Origin of the sequence: Phaeovulum molybdatiresistens, assembly GCF_023544865.1 — a bacterium.
In the GTDB taxonomy this organism is placed as follows: domain Bacteria; phylum Pseudomonadota; class Alphaproteobacteria; order Rhodobacterales; family Rhodobacteraceae; genus Pontitalea.
The window spans coordinates 69,639-91,428 of the sequence record NZ_JAMJFX010000013.1 but is presented as its reverse complement, the minus strand read 5'-3'; the positions used below and the strand labels follow the sequence as shown (position 1 = coordinate 91,428).

Annotated in this window: 22 protein-coding genes and 1 tRNA gene; 15 read left to right on the top strand and 8 right to left on the bottom strand. The window is 64.7% G+C overall.

Annotated elements, in window-relative coordinates; genetic code table 11:
• Positions 1-760 (top strand): IS5 family transposase (locus tag MXB90_RS10690; RefSeq protein ID WP_250044482.1); only part of this gene is annotated, 760 nt, incomplete at its 5' end.
• A 233-nt stretch (positions 761-993) separates the two neighbouring features.
• On the opposite strand, the gene MXB90_RS10685 is transcribed toward MXB90_RS10690, so the two are convergent.
• The 4 genes from MXB90_RS10685 to MXB90_RS10670 form a co-directional block, all read right to left on the bottom strand.
• Positions 994-1,069 (bottom strand) — tRNA-Thr (locus MXB90_RS10685).
• Positions 1,070-1,229: 160 nt separating this feature from the next.
• Positions 1,230-2,738, bottom strand: a complete 1,509-nt coding sequence (locus MXB90_RS10680; RefSeq protein WP_250044480.1) for a heme biosynthesis protein HemY — start codon at positions 2,736-2,738, stop codon at positions 1,230-1,232.
• A 10-nt stretch (positions 2,739-2,748) separates the two neighbouring features.
• Positions 2,749-3,921 carry a COG4223 family protein gene (locus MXB90_RS10675; RefSeq protein ID WP_250044478.1) on the bottom strand — a complete coding sequence of 391 codons (1,173 nt, stop codon included), beginning with the start codon at positions 3,919-3,921 and terminating at the stop codon, positions 2,749-2,751.
• A gap of 65 nt (positions 3,922-3,986) precedes the next feature.
• Positions 3,987-4,583: a uroporphyrinogen-III synthase gene (locus MXB90_RS10670; RefSeq protein WP_250044477.1), complete on the bottom strand. Its 597-nt coding sequence runs from the start codon at positions 4,581-4,583 to the stop codon at positions 3,987-3,989.
• A 189-nt stretch (positions 4,584-4,772) separates the two neighbouring features.
• Here MXB90_RS10670 and tsaD point away from each other — a divergent pair, with 189 nt between their 5' ends.
• From tsaD to phoB, 8 genes are all read left to right on the top strand, one after another.
• Positions 4,773-5,867 (top strand): tRNA (adenosine(37)-N6)-threonylcarbamoyltransferase complex transferase subunit TsaD, encoded by a 1,095-nt coding sequence (gene tsaD / locus MXB90_RS10665; protein WP_250044476.1) that lies wholly within the window; start codon positions 4,773-4,775, stop codon positions 5,865-5,867.
• Complete coding sequence (locus MXB90_RS10660; protein WP_250044475.1) at positions 5,864-6,820, top strand: NAD(P)H-dependent glycerol-3-phosphate dehydrogenase; 957 nt, start codon at positions 5,864-5,866, stop codon at positions 6,818-6,820. The genes tsaD and MXB90_RS10660 overlap by 4 nt, the downstream gene beginning before the upstream one ends.
• A 2-nt stretch (positions 6,821-6,822) precedes the next feature.
• Positions 6,823-7,092 (top strand): YciI family protein, encoded by a 270-nt coding sequence (locus MXB90_RS10655; RefSeq protein ID WP_250044474.1) that lies wholly within the window; start codon positions 6,823-6,825, stop codon positions 7,090-7,092.
• Entirely contained in the window at positions 7,092-7,511 is a 420-nt protein-coding gene (locus MXB90_RS10650; RefSeq protein ID WP_250044468.1) for an EVE domain-containing protein, read from the top strand. The genes MXB90_RS10655 and MXB90_RS10650 overlap by 1 nt, the downstream gene beginning before the upstream one ends.
• 276 nt (positions 7,512-7,787) lie before the next feature.
• Positions 7,788-8,483, top strand: a complete 696-nt coding sequence (locus MXB90_RS10645; protein ID WP_250044466.1) for a CbiX/SirB N-terminal domain-containing protein — start codon at positions 7,788-7,790, stop codon at positions 8,481-8,483.
• A gap of 118 nt (positions 8,484-8,601) precedes the next feature.
• Entirely contained in the window at positions 8,602-9,399 is a 798-nt protein-coding gene (gene pstB, locus MXB90_RS10640; RefSeq protein WP_250044464.1) for a phosphate ABC transporter ATP-binding protein PstB, read from the top strand.
• A 10-nt stretch (positions 9,400-9,409) separates the two neighbouring features.
• The gene (phoU, locus tag MXB90_RS10635) at positions 9,410-10,123 is read left to right on the top strand and encodes a phosphate signaling complex protein PhoU (RefSeq protein WP_250044462.1); all 714 of its coding nucleotides are present in this window, start codon (positions 9,410-9,412) and stop codon (positions 10,121-10,123) included.
• Between the two features lie 3 nt (positions 10,124-10,126).
• Complete coding sequence (phoB, locus tag MXB90_RS10630) at positions 10,127-10,819, top strand: phosphate regulon transcriptional regulator PhoB (protein ID WP_250044461.1); 693 nt, start codon at positions 10,127-10,129, stop codon at positions 10,817-10,819.
• On the opposite strand, the gene MXB90_RS10625 is transcribed toward phoB, so the two are convergent.
• On the bottom strand, positions 10,804-11,685 hold the full coding sequence (locus MXB90_RS10625; RefSeq protein ID WP_250044460.1) for a ribokinase: 882 nt from the start codon (positions 11,683-11,685) through the stop codon (positions 10,804-10,806). The genes phoB and MXB90_RS10625 overlap by 16 nt on opposite strands.
• Before the next feature lie 77 nt (positions 11,686-11,762).
• On the bottom strand, positions 11,763-14,030 hold the full coding sequence (locus tag MXB90_RS10620) for an NADP-dependent malic enzyme (protein ID WP_250044459.1): 2,268 nt from the start codon (positions 14,028-14,030) through the stop codon (positions 11,763-11,765).
• Between the two features lie 113 nt (positions 14,031-14,143).
• Between MXB90_RS10620 and mutS the strand changes: the two genes are divergently transcribed.
• Positions 14,144-16,789 (top strand): DNA mismatch repair protein MutS, encoded by a 2,646-nt coding sequence (gene mutS, locus MXB90_RS10615; RefSeq protein WP_250044457.1) that lies wholly within the window; start codon positions 14,144-14,146, stop codon positions 16,787-16,789.
• A 63-nt stretch (positions 16,790-16,852) separates the two neighbouring features.
• Here the strand turns inward: mutS and MXB90_RS10610 are convergent, their stop codons facing one another.
• Positions 16,853-17,404, bottom strand: coding sequence for a nucleotide exchange factor GrpE (locus MXB90_RS10610; protein WP_250044455.1), 552 nt, complete (start codon positions 17,402-17,404; stop codon positions 16,853-16,855).
• Between the two features lie 5 nt (positions 17,405-17,409).
• Complete coding sequence (hrcA, locus tag MXB90_RS10605) at positions 17,410-18,471, bottom strand: heat-inducible transcriptional repressor HrcA (protein WP_250044453.1); 1,062 nt, start codon at positions 18,469-18,471, stop codon at positions 17,410-17,412.
• A 114-nt stretch (positions 18,472-18,585) separates the two neighbouring features.
• Here hrcA and rph point away from each other — a divergent pair, with 114 nt between their 5' ends.
• Genes rph through MXB90_RS10580 form a run of 5 tightly spaced genes read left to right on the top strand, consistent with a single transcriptional unit; the run spans position 18,586 to position 21,787 of the window.
• Positions 18,586-19,299, top strand: coding sequence for a ribonuclease PH (gene rph / locus MXB90_RS10600; RefSeq protein WP_250044451.1), 714 nt, complete (start codon positions 18,586-18,588; stop codon positions 19,297-19,299).
• Positions 19,296-19,904 (top strand): RdgB/HAM1 family non-canonical purine NTP pyrophosphatase, encoded by a 609-nt coding sequence (gene rdgB / locus MXB90_RS10595; protein WP_250044449.1) that lies wholly within the window; start codon positions 19,296-19,298, stop codon positions 19,902-19,904. The genes rph and rdgB overlap by 4 nt, the downstream gene beginning before the upstream one ends.
• A gap of 1 nt (position 19,905) precedes the next feature.
• Positions 19,906-20,280 carry a RidA family protein gene (locus MXB90_RS10590; protein WP_250044439.1) on the top strand — a complete coding sequence of 125 codons (375 nt, stop codon included), beginning with the start codon at positions 19,906-19,908 and terminating at the stop codon, positions 20,278-20,280.
• Complete coding sequence (gene hemW / locus MXB90_RS10585; RefSeq protein WP_250044488.1) at positions 20,280-21,434, top strand: radical SAM family heme chaperone HemW; 1,155 nt, start codon at positions 20,280-20,282, stop codon at positions 21,432-21,434. The genes MXB90_RS10590 and hemW overlap by 1 nt, the downstream gene beginning before the upstream one ends.
• Positions 21,434-21,787, top strand: coding sequence for a YbaN family protein (locus MXB90_RS10580; protein ID WP_250044437.1), 354 nt, complete (start codon positions 21,434-21,436; stop codon positions 21,785-21,787). Before hemW ends, MXB90_RS10580 begins: the two co-directional genes overlap by 1 nt.
• Positions 21,788-21,790 lie beyond the last annotated feature (3 nt).

The following is a 21,790-nucleotide window of genomic DNA, read 5'->3' as shown; positions in this document are numbered from 1 at the left end:
TCTGTCGGATGATCACTTCTCGGTCGACGGCACGCTGGTGAAGGCCTGGGCCTCGATGAAGAGCTTCCAGCCGAAGGCCAGCGACAGCCCACCCGATGACGACCCGGGCAGCCCGCCCGCATCCGACGCCACTGCGGAAGTTCAGACCGAACCCACCGAAGCCGAGACCGCCCCGATGCCCCGCCCCAGCCGCCAGAGCCGCAATGCAGAGGTCGATTTCCGCGGCGAGAAGCGGTCCAATGCCACCCATGCCTCGACCACCGACCCCGATGCCCGGCTCTACAAAAAGTCTCCCGGCACCGGCGCCATGCTCTGCTTCATGGGTCATGCGCTGATGGAGAACCGCTCGGGCCTGATCGTGCAGGGCGACCTGACCCAGGCCGACGGGCATGCGGAACGGCGCGCTGCGCTGGACATGATCCATCGCCATTCCCCGGGGTCGACCCGACAGTTGACGCTGGGCGCCGACAAGGGCTTCGACGCGGCCGAGTTCGTCGCTGATCTCAGGCAGGCCTGTGTCACCCCGCATGTCGCGCAGAAATCCAGATATTCAGCAATCGACGCCAGAACCACCCGGCACAAGGGATATGCCCTGTCGATCAAGCACCGCAAACGGATCGAAGAGGCTTTCGGCTGGGCCAAGACCGTCGGCGGCATGGCACAGACCGTCTATCGCGGCCTCGAACGGGTGCGCTCCCGCTTCATCTTGACGATGGCCGCCAACAACCTCGCCCGACTACCCCGGCTGCTGGCTGCGTGACGATGGCAAACCGCGCCAAACAGGCATGCTTTCTGCGCCAAGGCGCCCGAAGCCAAACCCGGACAGTTGCGCCGAAAGGAAACCGTTCTGCATAACCGACTTCTTCAGCGGCCTGCTAGCCCTTCGCCTACATCTAGGCACACCCGACCGTGAAAATCATCTCTCGGTTTATCTAAGCGCTGGGCCTCGCAGCTGCTACGGTGTAGGATGAGACGGGTTAATTCAGAGAAGAATGGTGCCGCTGAAGGGACTCGAACCCCCGACCCCATCATTACGAATGACGTGCTCTACCAGCTGAGCTACAGCGGCATTCTTCTCTGTCACGGCACTACGAGTTACACCGTCACCGACACAACCAACTGGTTTCATTCGTTTTTTTCGGCCAAGCCGAACGTTTACGAATAGCGTTATCTACCAGCTGAGCTATATCGGCCCGGTGATTAGCATGCCCGCACGGGGATGTGTAGCCCTAATTTTCGCGTTCAACCCCACGGGCAGCCAGAACCGCGTCGGGGGTGGCGGTCGGATCACGGGCCAATTCGGCATCAAGGATCTGATCATCGGGCGCAGGCGGGGCGGATGGCGTCGCTGGCGGGGCCGGATCGCCCACGATCAGGGGCAACATCTCGGCGCCATGTGGCAGGGTGCTGCCGGTCGCATGCGGGGGCTCACGCCAGGACAGGGTGTCGAATCCACCGCAATTGTCGCAGACTGGGGCCCATTGCGCCTGAATGTTGTGGCATTTGTCACAGCACCATTGCGGGCCACGATTCGCCGTCAGCGCGCGCGCAAGCCAGCCGCGCACCACGGCGTCATCGGCGCCTTCGCCCCGTTCCACCGCCGCCATAATCGCCAGCGCGCGCTGGGTCGGATGTGTCTCGACCAGATCGCCAAGGGCACGCCGGGCCGCCGGGAAATCTTCGGCGGCGATGTGCAGTTCGGCCCGCAGCAGGCGCGTTTCTTCGTGATCGGACCGCAGGGCAAGCAGCGGGGCAAACCGCTTCAGCCGATCTGCCGCAGCCTCTTGCGGCGCGATTTCGGCATAGGCCGAAGCCAGATCGGGATGGGGCTGCGCCTCCCATGCCTTTTGCAGAACGCGCGCGGCATGTTTGGCATTGCCCTTGTCGATATAGGCACGCGCGGCCATCACCGCAGCAGGGATCAGATCGGGCGAGGATTTGTTGGCCGCGATCGCCGCTTCGCGCGCCTCGACGCTGGCGCCCTGGTCCAGAACGCCCTTGGCCTCTTGCAGCGCCAGGACAGCATCGCGGCGGCGATGCACGTCGCGCGGCAACAGGCCTTGCCGCAGCTTGGCCGACAGCACGCCGCGCGCGCCGGACCAATCGCCCTTTTGCGCCTGCAGCTTCAGCAGGACATCCTGCACCTCTTCATGGCGCGGTTTCAGCGCGAATGCCTTTTGCGCCAGCTTCATCGCGGTGTCGGTATCCCCCTCGGCCAGCTTCTGGCGCATCAGCCCGCGCACCCCCACAAACCGGGTGCGATCATCGCCCAGAAGCCGCTTGTAGACCTCGATCGCTTTCTTGTGGTCACCTGCGGCCTCGGCGGCCTGCGCAGTCAACAGATTGGTCAGTTCCGGCCGCGCCAGGAATCGTTCCGCCCGCGCCGCCTTGGACAGCGCCAGCCGCCCTTCGCCCGAGGCGACGGCCAGCATCCCTTCGGCCAGCGCCTCATAGCCCTTGCGTTCGCGGTTGCGGTCGAAATAGCGGCTGATCGCGGTTTCATCCCCGGTGACAAAACGCAGCAGCGCCACCAAAAAACCCACCAGCCGGATCACCAGCCAGACCGCACCGAAAGCCACGACCGCCGCGATGATCGATTGCAGCGGGCCCAGGGTGAATTCCATCCCCGCCACCGCCAGGCGGATACCTTCGCCGGTTTCGGCCAGATGGGCCGCGCCCAGCGTGATCGCCGCAACCACCGTCAGGAACAGGGCGATCTTGATGAAGGACCAGATCATCTCTGTCTCCTTAGTTCAGGGTCTGCGACAGGGCGCCAAGTGCGTCCTTCGCGGCCATGCTGCGTTGCGCCATTTCGACCCAGGCGGCCATTTCGGCCTGACCTTCAGCCGGCAGGGCCGAAAGTTCGCCCAGCGCTGCGGCAAGATCACCCGCCGCCACGGCCGACTCGGCACGCGACAGGACGGCGTCGGGATCGTTACCCTCTTTCGGTGCCAGGGACCGTGCGCCGGTCTGTGCCATCAGGAAGGCGCCGATGCGGTCCAGCGCATCACCATCGGCCAGCGCCCGGCGTGAGGCGGACAGGGCCGCACGCGCCGCAACGGGAAAGGCTTCGCGCAGCGCGGGAAGGCTTGGGACATCGGCCAGAACCTCGGGCGGGACGGTGACGCCTGCGGCCTGCAGATCGGCAAGCGCCGGGCCCTGCGGCAAGCCGCTGTCCAGCGCCGCGGCAAGCCGGGCAAGCCCCGCCTGCGCCATCGCGCGCCGCGCGGCGGCATCAGCCTCGGCGCGCAGGCGCTGTGCCTCGGCCTCGGCCTGGGTGATCCGGTCGGCGGCTGCCTGGGCCGCGGCGGCGATCTGATCCTGTGCCAGCGTTCCGGCGCTGGTCACCTCGGACAGGCGGGCGCGCACCGCATCCAGGTCGCGGCGCAGATCGTCCAGCGCGACCGGGGCCGCCGGTTCAACGGGGCGGGCTTCAAGCGCGGCCAGCCGCGTTTCAAGCCGGCCAAGCGCGCTTTCCATTGCGGACAAATCAGGGGCCGCCGGTTCCGCGGCCTTCAACGCCGCCAGATCCGCGCCCAGCGCGTCAAGGCGCGTGGCCTGATCCGCCAGCGCCGCCTGTAACGCGGCCACTTCGGCGCCTGCCTGCGGCTGGGCCGGCAGCCATTCGGGCGGGATGCGCGGCAACAGGTAGATCGTGCCAGCAGCCCCGATCCCGGCGGCCACCACACCGCCAAGCACCAGCGGCAGGAAGCCACCGCGCCGCCGGGGCGCCGGGGGGGGCGGCGGCTGAACCGCAGCGCCCGTCCCCGCATCGGCGGCGACGGCTTCTTTTTCTTTCACATCCGTTTTCACATCCGTCGCGCCCGGATCCGTCTCGGGTGCCGGGGTTTCCGCGGAAAGGGTTTCGGTCTTGGAAGGGGCCTCCTCCGGCTCCGGCGTCGGGGTTTTCTGCGTGGCCACGATGTTCCTCCTTCCAGGTGCGGGTCAAACCCGCCACTTCAATCTAATGACCGCGGGCGATGCGCTCAACCCGCATCGACCGAGGCAATCAGCCGCCCAAGCGCATCCAGCACCGCCCCGGCGGCGGGTTCCCGCGCAATTTCCACCCGGGCGTTCAGCCCAGAACAGGGCCGCGCGGCTGCCGCGCTGATCGGGGCCAACAGCAGGGGCGCGCGCGCATCCCGTGCCTGCTGCGCAAACAGCGCCGCACTGCGGGGCGAAAAAAGCGGCACCAGAACCGGCGACGGTCCAGCCAACAACGCCTGCGCCGCCGCATCAAGCGCCAGATCGCACTGTTCATAAACAACGGCATCCACGGCGTTCAGCCCGGCGCGGGCAAGCTCGGTAACGATGTCGGCGGCAATGTGGTGCCCACGCGCATGGATCAGCCGCCCCCCTTCATGGCCGGCAACGATCATGGGCACCAGTCGGGCCGCATCGCCCGGGCCCGCCCGCGTGCGAAAGCCGGCCGCGGCGGCCGCCTGTGCGGTTCGGTCACCCACGCACCAGGCCAACCGCCCCGTCGCCGGTGACAGTGCGACAAAAGGGGCAACCGCGTTTTCCGAGGTGAAGATCACCGCATCCGCCGCCGAAACGCGTGGGGCAAGCGCCGCAATCGCCATCAGGGGCGAGATCGTGACCGGCCAATCCGCCCCGAAACGCGCCCGAAACGCCGCCGCGAATCGCCTGGAGGCAGGTTCTGGCCGGGTCAGAAGAAGGCTGGGGCGTGGGTCAGGCATGGGCACCCGCGGGATTGTGCGATCCATGCCCCGGTGTTACCTGCGTTGGGGACCCTACGCAACCGGACCGGCATGACCAAGACCCTGACCTTTCTCGGCATCGAATCAAGTTGTGACGATACCGCCGCCGCGATCGTGCGCGCGGGCCCGGCGGGAACGTCGATCCTTGCCTCGGTCGTCGCGGGGCAAACGGCGCTGCATGCCGCCTTTGGCGGCGTGGTCCCTGAAATCGCCGCGCGCGCGCATGCCGAGAAGCTGGACCTTTGCGTCGAAGAGGCAATGGACCGCGCAGGCGTCCGATTTGCCGATCTGGATGGCATCGCGGTAACCGCAGGGCCGGGGCTGATCGGCGGGGTCATGGCAGGCGTGATGTGCGCCAAGGGCATCGCCGCCGGGGCCGGGCTGCCGCTGGTGGGGGTGAACCATCTGGCGGGCCATGCGCTGACACCGCGCCTGACCGATGATCTGGCGTTTCCCTATCTGATGCTTCTGGTGTCGGGCGGGCATTGCCAGTTCCTGATCGCCCACGGCCCCGAGGACTTTACCCGGCTTGGCGGCACCATCGACGATGCCCCCGGCGAAGCCTTTGACAAGACCGCCAAGCTGCTGGGCCTGCCGCAGCCCGGCGGCCCGGCTGTCGAGGCCGAGGCCGCCCTGGGCGATGCGGCGCGGTTTGCCTTTCCGCGCCCGCTGCTGGACCGGGCGGGATGCGACATGTCGTTTTCGGGGCTGAAAACCGCGCTGCTGCGGGCCCGCGATGCCGCGATTGCCGATCATGGCGGCCTTCCCCGCGCCACCCGATCCGACCTTTGTGCAGGCTTTCAGGCCGCCGTGCGCGATGTTCTGGCCGAGAAATCGCGCCGCGCGCTGACCGAATATCTGGCGCTGGCCCCCGCCCATCCGGTCTTTGCCGTCGCCGGGGGGGTTGCGGCCAACCAGGCGATCCGGACCGCGCTGGAAACAGTCGCGGCCCGGGCCGGGGCACGGTTCATCGCGCCACCCCTGGCCCTGTGCACCGACAATGCCGCCATGATCGCCTGGGCAGGGATCGAACGGTTCCGCCTGGGCCAGAGCGACGGGATGGACCTGTCCGCCCGCCCGCGCTGGCCGTTGGACCAAAGCGCACCGGCGCTGTTGGGATCGGGCAAAAAGGGGGCAAAGGCATGACCATCGCAATCCTGGGATCGGGCGCCTTCGGCACGGCGCTGGCGGTGGCGCTGGCGCAGAACGGGCCGATTACGCTTTGGGCCCGCGATGCGGCACAGGCCGCCGCCATTGCGCGGCGGCGGGAAAACACCGCGCGTCTGCCCGGTGTGCATCTGCCCGAAAACGTCTCTGTCACAGCGGAAATCACGCAGGCCAGCACAGCCGAGGTGATCTTGCTGGCGATGCCGATGCAGCAGATGGCGGGCTTTCTGGGAAGCCATGCGGCGCTTTTGAACGGTAAGACGATCGTGGCCTGTTCCAAGGGCATCGACCTTGTGACGGGCCATGGGCCCACCGCGCTGATCCGCCACGCCTGCCCCGATGCGCGCGCAGCCATCCTGACCGGGCCAAGCTTTGCCGCCGATATCGCGCGCGGCCTGCCAACGGCGCTGACGCTGGCCTGCCGTGACGATGCTGCCGATCTGCAGGCGCAGCTGGCCACGCCGTCGCTGCGGCTGTATCGCAGCGCCGATACCATTGGGGCGGAACTGGGCGGGGCGCTGAAGAATGTCGTGGCGATTGCCGCGGGCGTCGTGATCGGCGCCGGTCTGGGCGATTCCGCGCGCGCCGCGCTGATGACCCGCGGCTTTGCCGAAATGAACCGCCTGGCCACGGCGCTGGGCGCGCGCCCGGAAACGTTGGCCGGTCTTTCCGGGCTGGGCGATCTGGTGCTGACATGCACCTCGATGCAGTCGCGCAACTTCCGCTATGGTCACGCGCTGGGCGCGGGCGAGGCCTTTGATACGGCGATCACCGTTGAAGGTGCCGCGACATCAAAGGCCGTGACCGCGCTTGCCGCCGATCTGGGCGTGGACATGCCCATCGCCACCATGGTGGCGGCGCTTGTCGATCACCTTATCACCGTTGAAAAGGCCGCGCAGGCCTTGCTGTCCCGTCCCCTGAAAGAGGAATGAACATGCTTTACGCCATCATCTGCCGCGACAAGCCGGACCACCTGCAGACCCGCCTGGATACCCGTGCCGCGCATCTGGCCTATATCGAACAGACCGGCATTGTCCGCATGGCCGGCCCCTTTCTGGAAGAGGGCCAGATGTGCGGCTCGCTGGTCATCGTTGAGGCCGATAGCCTGCAGGCCGCGCAGGACTGGGCCGCGAACGACCCCTATGCCGCGGCGGGGCTGTTTGAAACCGTGACCGTCACCGAATGGAAAAAGGTGATTGGCTGATGGCGAAGTGGCTGTTCAAATCTGAACCGGACGTCTGGTCCTGGGACATGCAGGTTGCCAAGGGCGACGTGGGCGAGGAATGGCATGGCGTGCGCAACTATCAGGCACGCAACAACATGCGTGCGATGAAGATCGGCGATCAGGGGTTCTTTTACCATTCCAACATCGGAAAAGAGATCGTCGGCATCGTCGAGGTCTGTGCGGAAAGCCATCCCGACAGCACCACCGATGATCCGCGCTGGGATTGCGTCGATATCCGCGCCGTCCGCCCGCTGGCGCGCCCGGTAACCCTGGCCGAGGTGAAGGACGATCCCCGGTTGCAGGAAATGGCCCTGGTCAAATCGATGCGTCTGTCGGTGCAGCCGGTGACCGAGGAGGAATGGCGCATGATCTGCGAACTGGGCGGTATCGAACCCTGAGCCATAAATCAGGAGGGTCCCGGCACCCCTACCAGGACCCTCCTTCACCCCACGTGCACCCCTACGCACCACACGTGAACCTGTTCTGAGGACCTGGCCATCCTGGCCGGTAAGAACAGGGATATCGCCAGCAGCGATTCGGCGCAAGGTGCAGGATCATAAAAATTCAATGAAATCTTATGCTTACAATTAATCTTCCGGTAACTGTGCCGCGCATCCTTCTGCGCCATTGCCCTGTCTGACAAACCGCCTAACTTCACCGGAAAAGGAGTCCCCATGCACCAGGCCATTATCGTCGCGCACGGCTCGCCATCCGAACCGGAACCGCAGGAAGCAGCGCTTCGGGCGCTTGCAGCCGATGTCGGGGCGCGCCTTCCCGGTTGGCAGATCCGCGGCGCGACGCTTGCGGCCGATGGTTCGCTTGCCGCCGCGCTGGACGGGTTCGACCGGCCGCTGATCTATCCCTTCTTCATGGCCGAGGGATGGTTCACCGGCAAGGAACTGCCGCGCAGGCTTGGTGACCTTGGGGCCAAGGCGGTGCAGCTGCCCCCCTTCGGGGTTGACCCGGACCTGCCGGCACTGATCGCGCGGGTCACGCTGCAGGCCGCGGCCGAGGCCGGGATGGCCCCGCAGGATACCGCGCTGATCCTGGCGGCCCATGGGTCCAAGGTCGCGCGCCGGTCGAAGGATTCCAGCTATGCAATGGCCGAACGGCTGGCCGAAATCACGCCGTTTCCCCGCATCGAGGTCGCCCTGATCGAAGAGCCGCCGTTTCTGGCCGATGTCGCCCGCGACCTGGGGCGCGGCATCTGCCTGCCCTTCTTTGCCCTGCGCGCCGGCCATGTCGAAGGTGACATCCCCGAAGCCATCGCCGAGGCCGGTTTTCAGGGCCCCTGCCTGAAAGCGATAGGCGAACACCCCGAAGTTGCCGACCTGATCGCGGCCGCCCTGCGCCGGTCCGCCGGGGCCTGACTTTTTTTCCGGAAAAGTGTCACACGATCGTCACACCGATTTTGCATAAGGCATCCGGCAGGCACCGGTTGCGCGGTCGGGCCCGCACCAGCCAAGCGTACGCGCCAGGGGCCAGGCGATGAAGGACATCAGACTGACGGAGAGAGCCGTGGACAGCCAGCAGAACAAGATCAGCGCCAGCGACGTGCACGTGTTCTACGGCGCAAGCCACGCGCTGAAAGGTGTCAGTGTCGAGATCCTCGACCGCACCGTCACGGCCTTCATCGGCCCATCGGGCTGTGGCAAGTCGACCTTTTTGCGTTGCCTGAACCGGATGAACGACACGATCGACAACTGCCGCGTCGAGGGCAAGATCTTGCTGGATGGCGAAGACATCTATGACCGCGCGGTCGATCCGGTGCAGCTGCGCGCCCGCGTGGGCATGGTGTTCCAGAAACCCAACCCCTTCCCGAAATCGATCTATGACAACGTTGCCTATGGCCCCAAGATCCACGGCCTGACCCGCAGCAAGGCCGAACTGGATGAGGTGGTGGAAGCCAGCTTGCGCAAGGCCGCGCTGTGGAATGAGGTTAAGGACCGGCTGGATGCGCCCGGCACCGGCCTTTCGGGTGGCCAGCAGCAGCGGCTTTGCATCGCGCGCGCCATCGCGACCGCGCCCGAGGTGCTTTTGATGGATGAACCCTGTTCGGCGCTTGACCCGATCGCGACCGCCCAGGTCGAGGAACTGATCGATGAGCTGCGGGCGCAATTTTCGGTGGTGATCGTCACCCATTCGATGCAGCAGGCCGCGCGCGTCAGCCAGCGGACCGCCTTTTTCCACCTTGGTCATCTGGTGGAATACGGCGAAACCGGCCAGATCTTCACCAATCCGCGCGATCCGCGCACCGAATCCTACATCACTGGCCGCATCGGCTAAGGCGGGGCTCATGTCAGGTCAACATATCGTTTCCTCCTTTGACCGCGATCTGGAAAAGGTCCAGGCCCTTGTCGCCAAGATGGGCGGCATGGTCGAGGCCGCCATCCTGGAGGCGGCACAGGCGCTGGAAACCCGCGATGACGAACTGGCCCGCGAGGTGCGCCGCCGGGACAAGGACATCGACGCGCTGGAAGAACAGATCAACCACGAAGCCGCGCTGCTGATCGCCCTGCGCGCACCCGCGGCCAGCGATCTGCGCATGGCGCTTTCGGTGATCAAGATCGCCGCCAGCCTGGAACGGGTCGGCGACTATGCCAAGAACATGGCCAAACGCAGCCATGTCCTGACCTCGATGCCCACGGTGGCGGGCGCGCCGGGCGCGATCCGGCGCATGGCACAGGCGGTTGAGGTGATGCTGAAGGATGCCATCGACGCCTATATCCAGCGCGACGTGAATCTGGCCGCCGACGTGCGCGCGCGCGATATCGAGGTGGATCAGATGTATAACGCGCTGTTTCGCGAGTTCCTGACCTACATGCTGGAAGATCCGCGCAACATCACGGCCTGCATGCATCTGCATTTCATCGCGAAGAACGTCGAACGCATGGGCGATCACGCGACCTCGATCGCGGAACAGGTGATCTATCTGGTCACCGGCGACCTGCCCGAGGACGCCCGCCCCAAGACGGAAAGCGTCACCGCGCTTCCCCAACAAGAGGTCTAGGCCATGTCCCCCGCACAACAGCCCTGCGTTCTGGTGGTCGAGGACGAATCCGCCCAGCGCGAAGTTCTGAAATACAACCTTGAGGCCGAAGGCTTCCGTGTTGCCCTGGCGGAAAACGGCGATGAAGCGCTTTTGATGGTCAGCGAGGAAAAACCCGATCTGATCGTGCTCGATTGGATGCTGCCGAATGTGTCGGGCATCGAAATTTGCCGTCGCGTAAAGGCCAATCCCGAAACCCGCAGCATCCCGATCATCATGCTCTCGGCCCGGTCCGAGGAAACCGACCGCGTGCGCGGCCTGGAAACCGGCGCCGATGACTATGTCGTCAAACCCTATTCCGTGGTCGAGCTGATGGCGCGCCTGCGCACGCAGCTGCGCCGCACGCGCCCGGCCACGATGGGTGAACGCCTGATCTTCGAGGACATCGTGCTGGATGCGGCCGAACACCGCGTGTTCCGCGACGGACAGCCGCTGAAGCTTGGCCCGACCGAATTCCGCCTTCTGTCCACCCTGATGGAAAAGCCCGGTCGCGTCTGGACCCGCGATCAGCTGCTGGACCGGGTCTGGGGGCGCGACATCTATGTCGATACCCGCACGATTGACGTGCATGTCGGGCGGCTGCGCAAGGCGCTGATGGTGCATGGCGGGTCGGACCCGGTTCGCACCGTGCGCGGCACCGGCTATTCGCTGGGCTGATCGGCCAGAAAACCCTCAACCTCGGCGCGGGTTGGGATCGCATCGGCGGTCCCGACCCGCGTGACCATCAGTGCCGCCGCCGCCGCCGCCAGCCGCAAGGCGGCCTGTGGGCCAAGGCCTTCATCCAGCCCGGTCGCGAAATAGCCCGCAAAGGTATCACCCGCCCCGGTCGTGTCCACGTTGCGCACGGGAAAGGCCGGCTGAAAAATCCGCCCCCCGCGGCGCAGGTCGCGCCATTCGGCACCTTCCGCACCCCGCGTGATCAAAAGCTCGGGCACCGGCAGATCGTCCAGATCCATGCCCAGCGCCTCGGCCAGCTGCGCCGCTTCAACCGCATTCAGGGCCAGCAGCGACACGAAGGGCATCACCGCACGCACCGCTTCGGCCTCAAACGGCGCCGCGGAATAGATGACCCGCAGGCCACGCGCCTGGGCCATCCGCGCCGCATCTGCCTGATGCAGGGTCTCATTCTGGATCAACAGCGTATCACCCGGCCCCGCATCGCCCAGCGCCGCCGCGATCCCGGCTTGGGAAAAGGCCCTGTTCGCGCCGGGATAGAGAATGATCGAATTCTCGCCGCCCTGATCGACAAGAATGATCGCATGGCCCGTCGCAACCTCCAGCCGTTCGACAAACCGACAATCCACGCCAAAGCCGGACAGCCGGTCCAGCGCCCAGGCCTCGGGCCCGACGCCGCCAATATGCACAACCCGCGCCCCTGCGCGCGCCGCGGCGACCGACTGGTTCGCCCCCTTGCCCCCAAGCCCGACCGCATGGGACGTGGCCGCCAATGTCTCACCCGGCCCCGGCAGCCGCGGCAGGTGATAGAAATGGTCAATATTGATGGACCCGAGATTGAGGATCATAGCGCGCGCTCCTGCCTTCGGCTTTGCGAAAATATCCTCGGGGGGTCCGGGGGGCAGACAGCCCCCCGGCTTTGCCGTCAGCGGGTCTGGCCCAACCGGCAGGCCGCAATCGCCGCCATGTTCAGGATATCGTTCACCGTCGACATCGTCGAACAAATCTGGATCGGCGCGGAAACCCCCGTCAGGATCGGCCCGATCACCGTCGCCCCCGCCATTTCCTGCATCAGCTTGACCGAGATCGAGGCCGAATGACGTGCCGGCACCACCAGCACATTCGCCGGACCAGACAGCCGACAGAACGGGTAATTCGCCATCTGATCGGGGTTCAGCGCGACATCCACCGTCATTTCGCCTTCATATTCGAAACCAACGCCACGCCGGTCCAGGACCTTGGTCGCCTCACCCATCTTGGCGGCGCGTTCGGATACCGGATAGCCGAAGGTTGAAAACGACAGGAACGCCACCCGCGGGTCGATGCCCAGGCCCCGCGCCACATGGGCACCGCGTTCCGCGATATCGGCCAGATCCTCTTCATCGGGCCATTCATGGACCAGCGTGTCCCCCATCAGCACGATCCGCCCCTTGTGCAGGATCGCCGTGATCCCGACCGCCCCGTCCGAGGGCTTGGCGTCATAGACCTTGTTGATCAGCTCCAGGACATGGGCGGATTTGCGCGTGGCGCCGGTTACCAGACCATCGCCATGCCCATGCGCCAGCATCAGCGCGGCAAAGACGTGGCGGTCGCGGGTGGCCAGCTTGTGCACATCCTCGCGGTCGGCCCCCTGACGCTGCAGGCGTTTGTAAAGGAACTCCTTGTAGCTATCGATGTGACCGCTGTTCTGGGAATTCACCACCTGGATTTCGCCAAAGGCATCGCCGATTCCGGCCGCTTCAAGCTTTTCGCGGACGTCGCTTTCCACACCGACCACAAGCGCGCGGCCCATGCCCGACCGCTGATAGGCCACCGCCGCGCGCAGCACGCGCGGATCATCGCCTTCGGCAAAGATCATCGTGGCCTGCGCCTGGCGGGCGCGGGCGTGGATGCCCTGCAGAATGCTGGCGGTGGGGTCCATGCGCGCCTTCAGGCTCAGCTCATAGGCGTTCATGTCGATGATCGGACGGCGCGCAACGCCGGTCTCCATCCCTGCCCGGGCCACCGCGGGCGGGATCACATGGATCAGCCGCGGGTCAAAGGGCGTGGGAATGATGTAGTCACGCCCGAAGGTCAGCTTGCGGCCATAGGCCATCGCCACCTCATCAGGCACATCCTTGCGCGCAAGTTCTGCAAGCGCCTTGGCGCAAGCGATCTTCATTTCGTCATTGATCGCCCGGGCATGGATATCCAGCGCGCCGCGGAACAGATAGGGAAAGCCCAGGACGTTGTTCACCTGGTTGGGGTAATCGCTGCGCCCGGTGGCCACGATCGCGTCCTGGCGCACGGCGTGGGCCTCTTCGGGGGTGATTTCCGGGTCCGGGTTGGCCATTGCGAAGATCACGGGATTGTCGGCCATGCTGGCCACCATTTCCGGCGTGACCGCGCCCTTTGCGGAAACGCCGAGAAACACATCCGCGCCCACCATCGCCTCTTCCAGGGTGCGCGCGTCGGTTCTGGCGGCGTGGGCGGATTTCCACTGGTTCATGCCCTCGGTCCGACCCTGATAGATCACGCCCTTGGTGTCGCACATGATGCAGTTGTCGTGACGCGCGCCCATCGCCTTGATCAGTTCCAGACAGGCGATCCCGGCCGCGCCTGCGCCGTTCAGCACGATACGGCAATCCTCGATCCGCTTGCCCGACAGTTCCAGCGCATTGATCAGGCCCGCAGCGCAGATCACGGCGGTGCCGTGCTGATCATCGTGGAACACCGGAATGTCCATAAGCTCTTTCAGGCGCTGTTCGATGATGAAACATTCCGGCGCCTTGATATCCTCCAGGTTGATGCCGCCGAAGGTCGGCCCCATCAGACGCACGGCCTGGATGATCTCATCAGGGTCTTCCGTGTCCAGTTCGATGTCGATGGCGTTCACATCCGCGAACCGCTTGAACAGAACCGCCTTGCCCTCCATCACCGGCTTTGAGGCCAGCGCCCCAAGATTGCCCAGCCCAAGGATCGCTGTGCCATTGGAAATAACCGCGACCATGTTGCCCTTGACCGTATAGTCATAGGCGGTTTCGGGGCGCTCGGCGATGGCCTCGACCGGGACCGCGACCCCGGGGCTGTAGGCCAGGCTAAGGTCACGCTGTGTGGTCATCGGCTTGGTCGCCGTGATTTCAAATTTCCCCGGACGCGGGTCCAGATGATAGGCCAGCGCCTCTTCGGGCGTGATGCGGTTCTTGGTGGACATGGGGCCGTGCTCCTCCTGCAGCGCCTCTCTCTTAGCGCCGCGCGTGACGTGCCTCAATGGATTTGCACCTGTCCGGGGGCTTTTGTAGGGTCGCGCAAAGCCAAGGGGGAAGCATGTCGGACCAAAGTGTCACACCGATGATGGCGCAGTATCTGGGGATCAAGAACGCCAATCCCGGTGCGCTTTTGTTCTATCGGATGGGCGATTTCTACGAGATGTTCTTTGACGATGCGGTGCAGGCCGCCGCCGCGCTGGACATTGCCCTGACCAAACGTGGCCAGCATCTTGGCGAAGATATCCCGATGTGCGGCGTGCCCGTGCATGCCGCCGAGGGGTATTTGCTGACGCTGATCCGCAAGGGGTTTCGCGTGGCCATCGCCGAACAGATGGAAGATCCCGCCGAGGCAAAGAAACGCGGGTCCAAATCCGTCGTGGCGCGCGATGTGGTGCGCCTTGTCACCCCCGGCACCCTGACCGAGGACAGCCTGCTTGAAGCGCGGCGCCACAATTTCCTGGCCGCCTTTGCCGAGGTCCGGGATGACGCGGCCCTTGCCTGGGTCGATATCTCGACCGGCGAATTCCGGGTCATGCCCTGCCCCCTGTCGCGCCTGGCGCCGGAACTGGCGCGCCTGGCCCCGCGTGAGGTTCTGGTCAGCGAGACGCGCGAGACCGATCTGGCCGGCATCGTCACCGACATGCGCGCCGCCGTGACCGCCCTGCCCCGTGCCAGCTTTGACAGCCAGGGCGCGGACAAGCGCCTGTGCGCGCTGTTCAACGTCGGCACGCTGGATGCCTTTGGCACATTTTCACGCGCTGAACTATCGGCCATGGGCGCAATCGCGGATTATCTGGACCTGACGCAGCGGGGCAAACTGCCGCTTCTCCGGGCGCCGGTGCGCGAAGATGCCGGCGGAACCGTGCAGATCGACGCGGCAACGCGGCGCAATCTGGAACTGACGCAGGCCCTGTCCGGGGGGCGCGAAGGATCGCTGCTGCAGGCCATCGACCGCACCGTCACCGCGGGCGGCGCAAGGCTTCTGGAACGGCGCATCTCGGCCCCGTCACGCGATCTTCGCGAAATCCACGCCCGGCATGAATCGATACGATTCCTGCTGGAACAGAGCCGATTTTGCGAAGATCTTCGGGCCGATCTGCGCCGCTGTCCGGATATGGACCGCGCCCTGTCGCGCCTGGCACTTGACCGCGGCGGCCCGCGCGACATGGCGGCCATCCGCAACGGGCTGGAACAGGCCGCGCGCATCGCCACACGGCTTGACGGGTCAGATGCCCCAAGCCTTTTGGGCGAAGCGGCACGCGCCTTGACCGGGCACGAGGCCCTGCACAACCTGCTTGATGCCGCGCTGGTGGCCGAACCGCCGCTTCTGGCCCGCGACGGCGGCTTCATCGCGCCGGGTTACGATGAGGAACTGGATCAGACGCGGCAACTGCGCGATGAAGGCCGCGGCGTGATCGCCCGGATGCAGGCAGAGTATATCGAACGGACCGGCATCCAAAGCCTGAAGATCAAGCATAACAACGTGCTGGGTTATTTCATCGAAACCACAGCAACCCATGCCGAACGGATGTTGGCGCCACCGCTGAATGAAACCTTCATCCACCGTCAGACCACGGCCAACCAGGTCCGTTTCACAACCCTGCCCCTAAGCGAGCTGGAAACTCGTATCCTGAACGCGGGCAACCACGCGCTGGAAATCGAAAAGAGGCTCTATCAGAGCCTAAAAACCGCAATTCTGGACCAATCAGGACCGATCGCCGCCGCCGCCCGCGCCTTGGCAGAAATCGATCTGGCCACGGCCTTTGCCGATCTGGCGGCCAGCGCCGACTGGGTGGAACCAAAGATCGACAATTCCCGCAGCTTTATCGTCGAAGGCGGTCGCCATCCGGTGGTCGAAGCCGCCCTGAAACGTAGCGGTGAGCCTTTCATTGCCAACGACTGCGCCCTGAGCGAGGGGGATTGCGCCGCGATCTGGCTCCTGACCGGGCCGAATATGGCCGGCAAATCGACCTTCCTGCGCCAGAACGCGATCATCGCGCTTCTGGCGCAGGCAGGCAGCTTCGTGCCCGCGTGCCGCGCCCATATCGGTCTGGTCAGTCAATTGTTCAGCCGGGTCGGCGCCGCCGACGACCTGGCACGCGGCCGGTCGACCTTCATGGTGGAAATGGTCGAAACCGCAGCAATCCTGAACCAGGCCGATGACCGCGCCCTGGTCATTCTGGACGAGATCGGCCGCGGCACCGCAACCTATGACGGGCTGTCCATCGCCTGGGCGGTTCTGGAACACCTGCATCAGGTCAACCGATGCCGCGCGCTTTTTGCCACGCATTACCACGAAATGACCGCCCTTGCCGCCAAGCTGGACGGCGTGGAAAATGCCACCGTCGCGGTAAAAGAATGGGAAGGCGAAGTCATCTTCCTGCATGAGGTCCGCAGGGGCGCCGCTGATCGCAGCTATGGCGTTCAGGTTGCGCGTCTTGCGGGGCTACCCGAAAGCGTGGTGGCCCGTGCGCGCGTCGTACTGGATGCGCTGGAACAGGGCGAACGTGAAGGCGGCACCAAGAAGCAGACCATCATCGACGACCTGCCGCTGTTTTCCGCCCATGTCCCGCCCTCGCCCGCCGTTGCCCCAAAGGCCCCTTCGCGGGTTGAAGAACAACTGCGCGGCCTGCATCCCGACGACATGACCCCGAAAGAGGCGCTTGCCGCGCTGTATGACCTGAAGGCGCTTCTGAAAGACTGATCTTCGGCTTTGCGAAAATATCCTCGGGGGGTTCGGGGGGCAGACAGCCCCCCGCGCCTCCGTTCAGCTTTTCGGCATGGATGACACGCCAACCTTGGCCGGGCGCAACAGCCGGTCATGCAGAAGGAAACCTTCCTCCATCACCTGAATGATGTCACCCGCCACGGTTCCGGGCACGGGGGCTTCAAACATGGCTTCATGCTGCTGCGGGTCGAACCTGTCGCCGACCACCGGGGCCACGGCCTGAACGCCGTGGCGTCCAAAGACGTTTCGAAGTTCGCGCAGGGTCAGTTCCACCCCTTCGATCAGACCTGCCGCCGCGGCGCGCTGTTCTTCGCCGGCGGCGTCCAGCGCGCGGCGCAGCGCATCGTAGACCGGCAGAAGATCGCGGGCCAGCTTACTTCCGCCGTATTGCTCGGCTTCGCGCCGGTCGCGTTCACCGCGCTTGCGGATGTTTTCGGCATCAGCCAGGGCGCGCATGAAACGGTCACGAAGCTCATCACGCTCGGCGCGCAGCGCCTCAAGCTCATCCTGACCCTCGTTCAGGACATCCTCGAAGGTTTCATCGATCTGGGCCTGACCTTCGGCGATCTCGTCTTTCTTCATCTCGCTCATGCGTCTCATCCTCTGCCCCGACCGGACAACATCCGCCCGACCAGTTGCGCTGTGTAATCTACGATCGGCACGATCCGTCCATAGTTGAGCCGTGTGGGGCCAATGACCCCGACCGCGCCGATGATCTTTCGATCCGCGTTCATATAGGGAGAGACGACCAGAGAGGAACCCGAAAGTGAAAAAAGCTTGTTTTCCGAGCCAATAAAAATGCGCACACCTTCGCCATCTTCGGTCAGTTCCAGAAAGCGCGCGATGTCGCGCTTGCGTTCCAGGTCATCGAACAGGCTTCGGATGCGGTCCAGGTCAGCCTCAACCCCGATCAGATTGGCGCGTCCGCGCACGATCAGACGCTCGGTCACCTCGCCTTCGTCTTGCCAAAGCGCCAAGCCATTTTCCACAAGCTCACGCGCCAGGATGTTCAGCTCTTGCCGGCGTTCGCCGATTTCCCGGACGATTTGGCCGCGCAACTCGGACAGGGTGCGCCCCTCGGCCAGTGCGTTCAGGAAATTCGCGGCCTCACGCATGGACGCCGGCGTCTGGCCCGGCGGCGGGGTAAAGACCCGGTTTTCCACCTGGCCATCGGCAAAGACCAGAACGACAAGGGCCCGTTCGGGGGCCAGGCTGACAAATTCGATATGGCGGATCGGCGCTTCGTGTTTGGGCGTCAGCACCAGGCTTGCGCCATGCGTGATCCCCGACAGCGCCGCGCCGACACGATCCAGAAGCGACCCGACATCGGCATCGCCCGAACCCAGCGTTGCCTCGATCTTTTCGCGGTCGCGGGAATCCAGGCTGCTGACCTCCATCAGGCCATCGACGAACATGCGCAGGCCCAGCTGGGTGGGCACGCGACCAGCCGAAACATGCGGGCTGTCCAGCAGGCCAAGATATTCCAGATCCTGCATCACGTTGCGAATCGTGGCGGCGGACAGCTTTTCGCTCAGTTGTCGGGTCAGGGTGCGCGATCCCACCGGGTCGCCCGATTCAAGATAGCCCTCGACGACCCGGCGAAACACCTCGCGGGACCGGTCGTTCAGCTCGGAGAGGATCTGGTTTCCGTCAGTCATCGCATTTCACCTTGGCGCGATTGAGATAAGACCGGGGCGGTTGTGCCGTCAATCGGGGTTGCATCGCGCCGGGCACGGCCTGTAATTGGCGCAGAACCCAAAAAAGGACACGTCATGCGCCCCTCTGGTCGGAATTTAAGTGAAATGCGCCGGATTTCAATCGAGACCGGGATCACGAAACATGCAGAAGGGTCATGTCTGATCCGCGTCGGGGATACCCAGGTTCTGTGCACCGCCACGATCGAAGATCGCGCGCCGTCGTTTCTGAAGGGGTCGGGGCTTGGCTGGGTGACGGCGGAATACGGAATGCTGCCGCGCGCCACCAACACCCGCAACCGGCGTGAAGCAGCCGCGGGCAAGCAATCGGGCCGGACCCAGGAAATCCAGCGGCTGATCGGACGCGCCCTGCGGGCCGGTGTTGATCGTGTGGCGCTTGGCGAACGCCAGATTGTCGTGGATTGCGACGTCATCCAGGCCGATGGCGGCACCCGCTGCGCCGCGATCACCGGCGGCTGGGTCGCGCTTCGCCTTGCGGTGAACAAGCTTATGAAAGCCGGTGTCTGCACCTCGGACCCGCTGGTGGATCATGTCGCGGCGGTGTCCTGCGGTATCTATGCCGGGCAGGCCGTGCTGGATCTGGATTATGCCGAGGATAGCGAGGCCGGGACCGACGGGAATTTCATCCTGACCGGGGCTGGCAAGTTGATCGAAGTGCAGATGTCCGCCGAGGGGGCAACCTTTTCGCGCCCGCAGATGAACGAATTGCTGGATCTGGCCGAGGCGGGCATCGACGCACTGGTGACCGCGCAGAAAGCAGCCATCGCATGAGGAAGTTCCAGGGCAAACGCCTGCTGGTGGCGACCCACAATCGCGGCAAGCTGGAGGAAATCGCGGCGCTGCTGGCGCCCTTTGGCATCGATGTCGTCGGCGCGGCCGCGATGAACCTGCCCGAACCTGCAGAAACCGAGACCACCTTTGTCGGCAATGCCCGGATCAAGGCACATGCCGCCGCGCAAGCCACCGGCCTGCCGGCGCTGGCCGACGATTCCGGGATCGAGGTGGATGCCCTGGACGGCGCACCGGGCGTTTACACCGCGGATTGGGCGGAAACGCCCGAGGGGCGCGATTTTGTTCAGGCGATGACGCGCACCTGGACCGAATGTGAGGCCAAGGCCGCCCCCTTTCCCAGAACCGCGCGGTTCCGCTGCACGCTGGTTCTTGCCTGGCCCGATGGGCATGATGAGGTGTTTGAAGGCAAGGCCGAAGGGGAACTGGTCTGGCCGATGCGGGGGGTTCAGGGTCACGGCTATGACCCGATGTTCCAACCTGCGGGCCATGATGTGACCTTTGCCCAGATGGATCCAGCCCTGAAAAACCAGATCAGCCACCGGGCGGATGCGTTCCGCAAGTTGGTTGAATGCTTCGAGGGGTAAGATGCGCCGCATTTCCACCGGATCGCCGTTTGAACGCACCATGGGTTACAGCCGCGCCGTCGTGAAGGGCCCGTGGTGCTTTGTGTCCGGCGTGACGGGCTATGACTATGCGACGATGCAGATGCCGCAGAACGTGGCGGATCAAGCACGCAATTGCTTTACGACGATCAGCACGGTCCTTGCCGAGGCTGGCTTTGCCATGGAAGACATCGTCCGCGTTCAGTACACGGTCACGGATGCAGCACTTGTTGACGCGTTAGTGCCGGTATTGGGCGCCGCGCTGGGTGAAATTCGCCCGGCGGCAACAATGGTCATCGCAGGGCTAATCCGGCCCGAGATGAAGGTAGAGATCGAAGTCACGGCGTTTCGGCCATGATCGAGGACTGGCGCCACGGCGGCTTCGGGCTTTATCTGCACTGGCCCTTTTGCGCGTCGAAATGCCCCTATTGCGATTTCAACAGCCATGTGGCCGGGCAAATCGACATCGCCCGCTGGCGCAATGCATATATCAGGGAAATAGACAGGATCGGACGGGAAACCGAGGGCCGCGTTCTGAACACGGTCTTCTTCGGCGGCGGCACGCCCTCGTTGATGCCCGCAGATCTGGTGGCCGCGATCCTGGACAAGATCCGCGGAACCTGGCGGCTTGCCAACGACCTGGAGGTGACGCTGGAAGCGAACCCGACATCGGCAGAGGCGCAGCGATTCCGTGGCTATGCCGAAGCAGGCGTAAACCGCCTGTCGATGGGGGTTCAGGCACTGAACGACGCCGATCTGAAGCGGCTGGGGCGGCTTCATTCGGTCGCCGAGGCAGAGCGTGCCTTTGGCATCGCGCGCGAAGTCTTTGACAGGGTGAGCTTTGACCTGATCTATGCTCGCCAAGATCAGACCTTGTCCGCGTGGGAAACCGAACTTAGCCGCGCGCTGTCGATGGCGGTGGACCACCTGTCGCTGTATCAGCTGACCATTGAGGACGGCACCGCCTTTGGCACACGCCATGCCGCGGGGGGCCTGCGCGGGATTCCGGGTGAGGATCTGGCGGCAGACCTGTATCACCTGACGCAAGAAATCTGTGATGCGGCCGGAATGCCCGCCTATGAGGTTTCCAACCATGCCCGGCCCGGTGCGGAAAGTCGGCACAATTCGATTTATTGGCGCTATGGCGATTATGCCGGGATCGGGCCAGGTGCGCATGGGCGGCTGACGTTGGGCGGGTCGCGCAAGGCGACCGATACGCCCAAGGCACCGGGGGCCTGGCTGAACCGGGTAGAACAAACCGGCACAGGCGAGACGTTGCGCGAAGATCTTCCTTTACATGAACAGGCCGAGGAATACCTGATGTTTGGGCTTCGGCTGCGCGAGGGGATCGATGCGGCGCGATACCAGGCGCTGTCGGGACAACCTCTGGATGCCGAGGCCCTGACGGAGATGGAGGATTTGGGCTTGTTGGTCATTGATGGTGCGCAAATTAGAACCACGCCTGCCGGGCGTGCCGTTCTGAACGCAATCCTGCGCCGGCTGTTTCCCTGATGCGCTTTCTGTGGCTAATCGCCGGCCTGGTGTGTTTTGCGCTTGGCGTAATCGGGGCCTTTCTGCCGCTTTTGCCAACCGTTCCGCTGATGCTGCTGGCAGCCTTTTGCTTCGCCCGTTCGTCCGAGCGGCTACACAATTGGCTGCTGAGCCACCCACGGTTCGGTCCTGCCATCATCGACTGGTCCGAGCGCCGGTCGATTGCGCGGCCCGCGAAATGGGCCGCGTCAGTCTCTATTCTAGCCGCCTTCGCCCTCTCTGTGGCACTGGGCGTTGGACCAAAGATCCTGGTGATTCAGGGAATAGTCCTGATCGCGGTGGCAGTTTTCATCTGGAGCCGCCCTGACAGTTGATCC

Excerpts from the sequence above, each read along its gene's own strand:
- MXB90_RS10680 (WP_250044480.1), bottom strand. The coding sequence starts at position 2,738 with ATGATCTGGTCCTTCATCAAGATCGCCCTGTTCCTGACGGTGGTTGCG.
- MXB90_RS10670 (WP_250044477.1), bottom strand. The coding sequence starts at position 4,583 with ATGGCGATTGCGGCGCTTGCCCCACGCGTTTCGGCGGCGGATGCGGTG.
- tsaD (WP_250044476.1), top strand. The coding sequence starts at position 4,773 with ATGACCAAGACCCTGACCTTTCTCGGCATCGAATCAAGTTGTGACGAT.
- MXB90_RS10660 (WP_250044475.1), top strand. The coding sequence starts at position 5,864 with ATGACCATCGCAATCCTGGGATCGGGCGCCTTCGGCACGGCGCTGGCG.
- MXB90_RS10655 (WP_250044474.1), top strand. The coding sequence starts at position 6,823 with ATGCTTTACGCCATCATCTGCCGCGACAAGCCGGACCACCTGCAGACC.
- MXB90_RS10650 (WP_250044468.1), top strand. The coding sequence starts at position 7,092 with ATGGCGAAGTGGCTGTTCAAATCTGAACCGGACGTCTGGTCCTGGGAC.
- MXB90_RS10645 (WP_250044466.1), top strand. The coding sequence starts at position 7,788 with ATGCACCAGGCCATTATCGTCGCGCACGGCTCGCCATCCGAACCGGAA.
- pstB (WP_250044464.1), top strand. The coding sequence starts at position 8,602 with ATGAAGGACATCAGACTGACGGAGAGAGCCGTGGACAGCCAGCAGAAC.
- phoU (WP_250044462.1), top strand. The coding sequence starts at position 9,410 with ATGTCAGGTCAACATATCGTTTCCTCCTTTGACCGCGATCTGGAAAAG.
- phoB (WP_250044461.1), top strand. The coding sequence starts at position 10,127 with ATGTCCCCCGCACAACAGCCCTGCGTTCTGGTGGTCGAGGACGAATCC.
- MXB90_RS10625 (WP_250044460.1), bottom strand. The coding sequence starts at position 11,685 with ATGATCCTCAATCTCGGGTCCATCAATATTGACCATTTCTATCACCTG.
- MXB90_RS10620 (WP_250044459.1), bottom strand. The coding sequence starts at position 14,030 with ATGTCCACCAAGAACCGCATCACGCCCGAAGAGGCGCTGGCCTATCAT.
- mutS (WP_250044457.1), top strand. The coding sequence starts at position 14,144 with ATGTCGGACCAAAGTGTCACACCGATGATGGCGCAGTATCTGGGGATC.
- MXB90_RS10610 (WP_250044455.1), bottom strand. The coding sequence starts at position 17,404 with ATGAGCGAGATGAAGAAAGACGAGATCGCCGAAGGTCAGGCCCAGATC.
- hrcA (WP_250044453.1), bottom strand. The coding sequence starts at position 18,471 with ATGACTGACGGAAACCAGATCCTCTCCGAGCTGAACGACCGGTCCCGC.
- rph (WP_250044451.1), top strand. The coding sequence starts at position 18,586 with ATGCGCCCCTCTGGTCGGAATTTAAGTGAAATGCGCCGGATTTCAATC.
- rdgB (WP_250044449.1), top strand. The coding sequence starts at position 19,296 with ATGAGGAAGTTCCAGGGCAAACGCCTGCTGGTGGCGACCCACAATCGC.
- MXB90_RS10590 (WP_250044439.1), top strand. The coding sequence starts at position 19,906 with ATGCGCCGCATTTCCACCGGATCGCCGTTTGAACGCACCATGGGTTAC.
- MXB90_RS10580 (WP_250044437.1), top strand. The coding sequence starts at position 21,434 with ATGCGCTTTCTGTGGCTAATCGCCGGCCTGGTGTGTTTTGCGCTTGGC.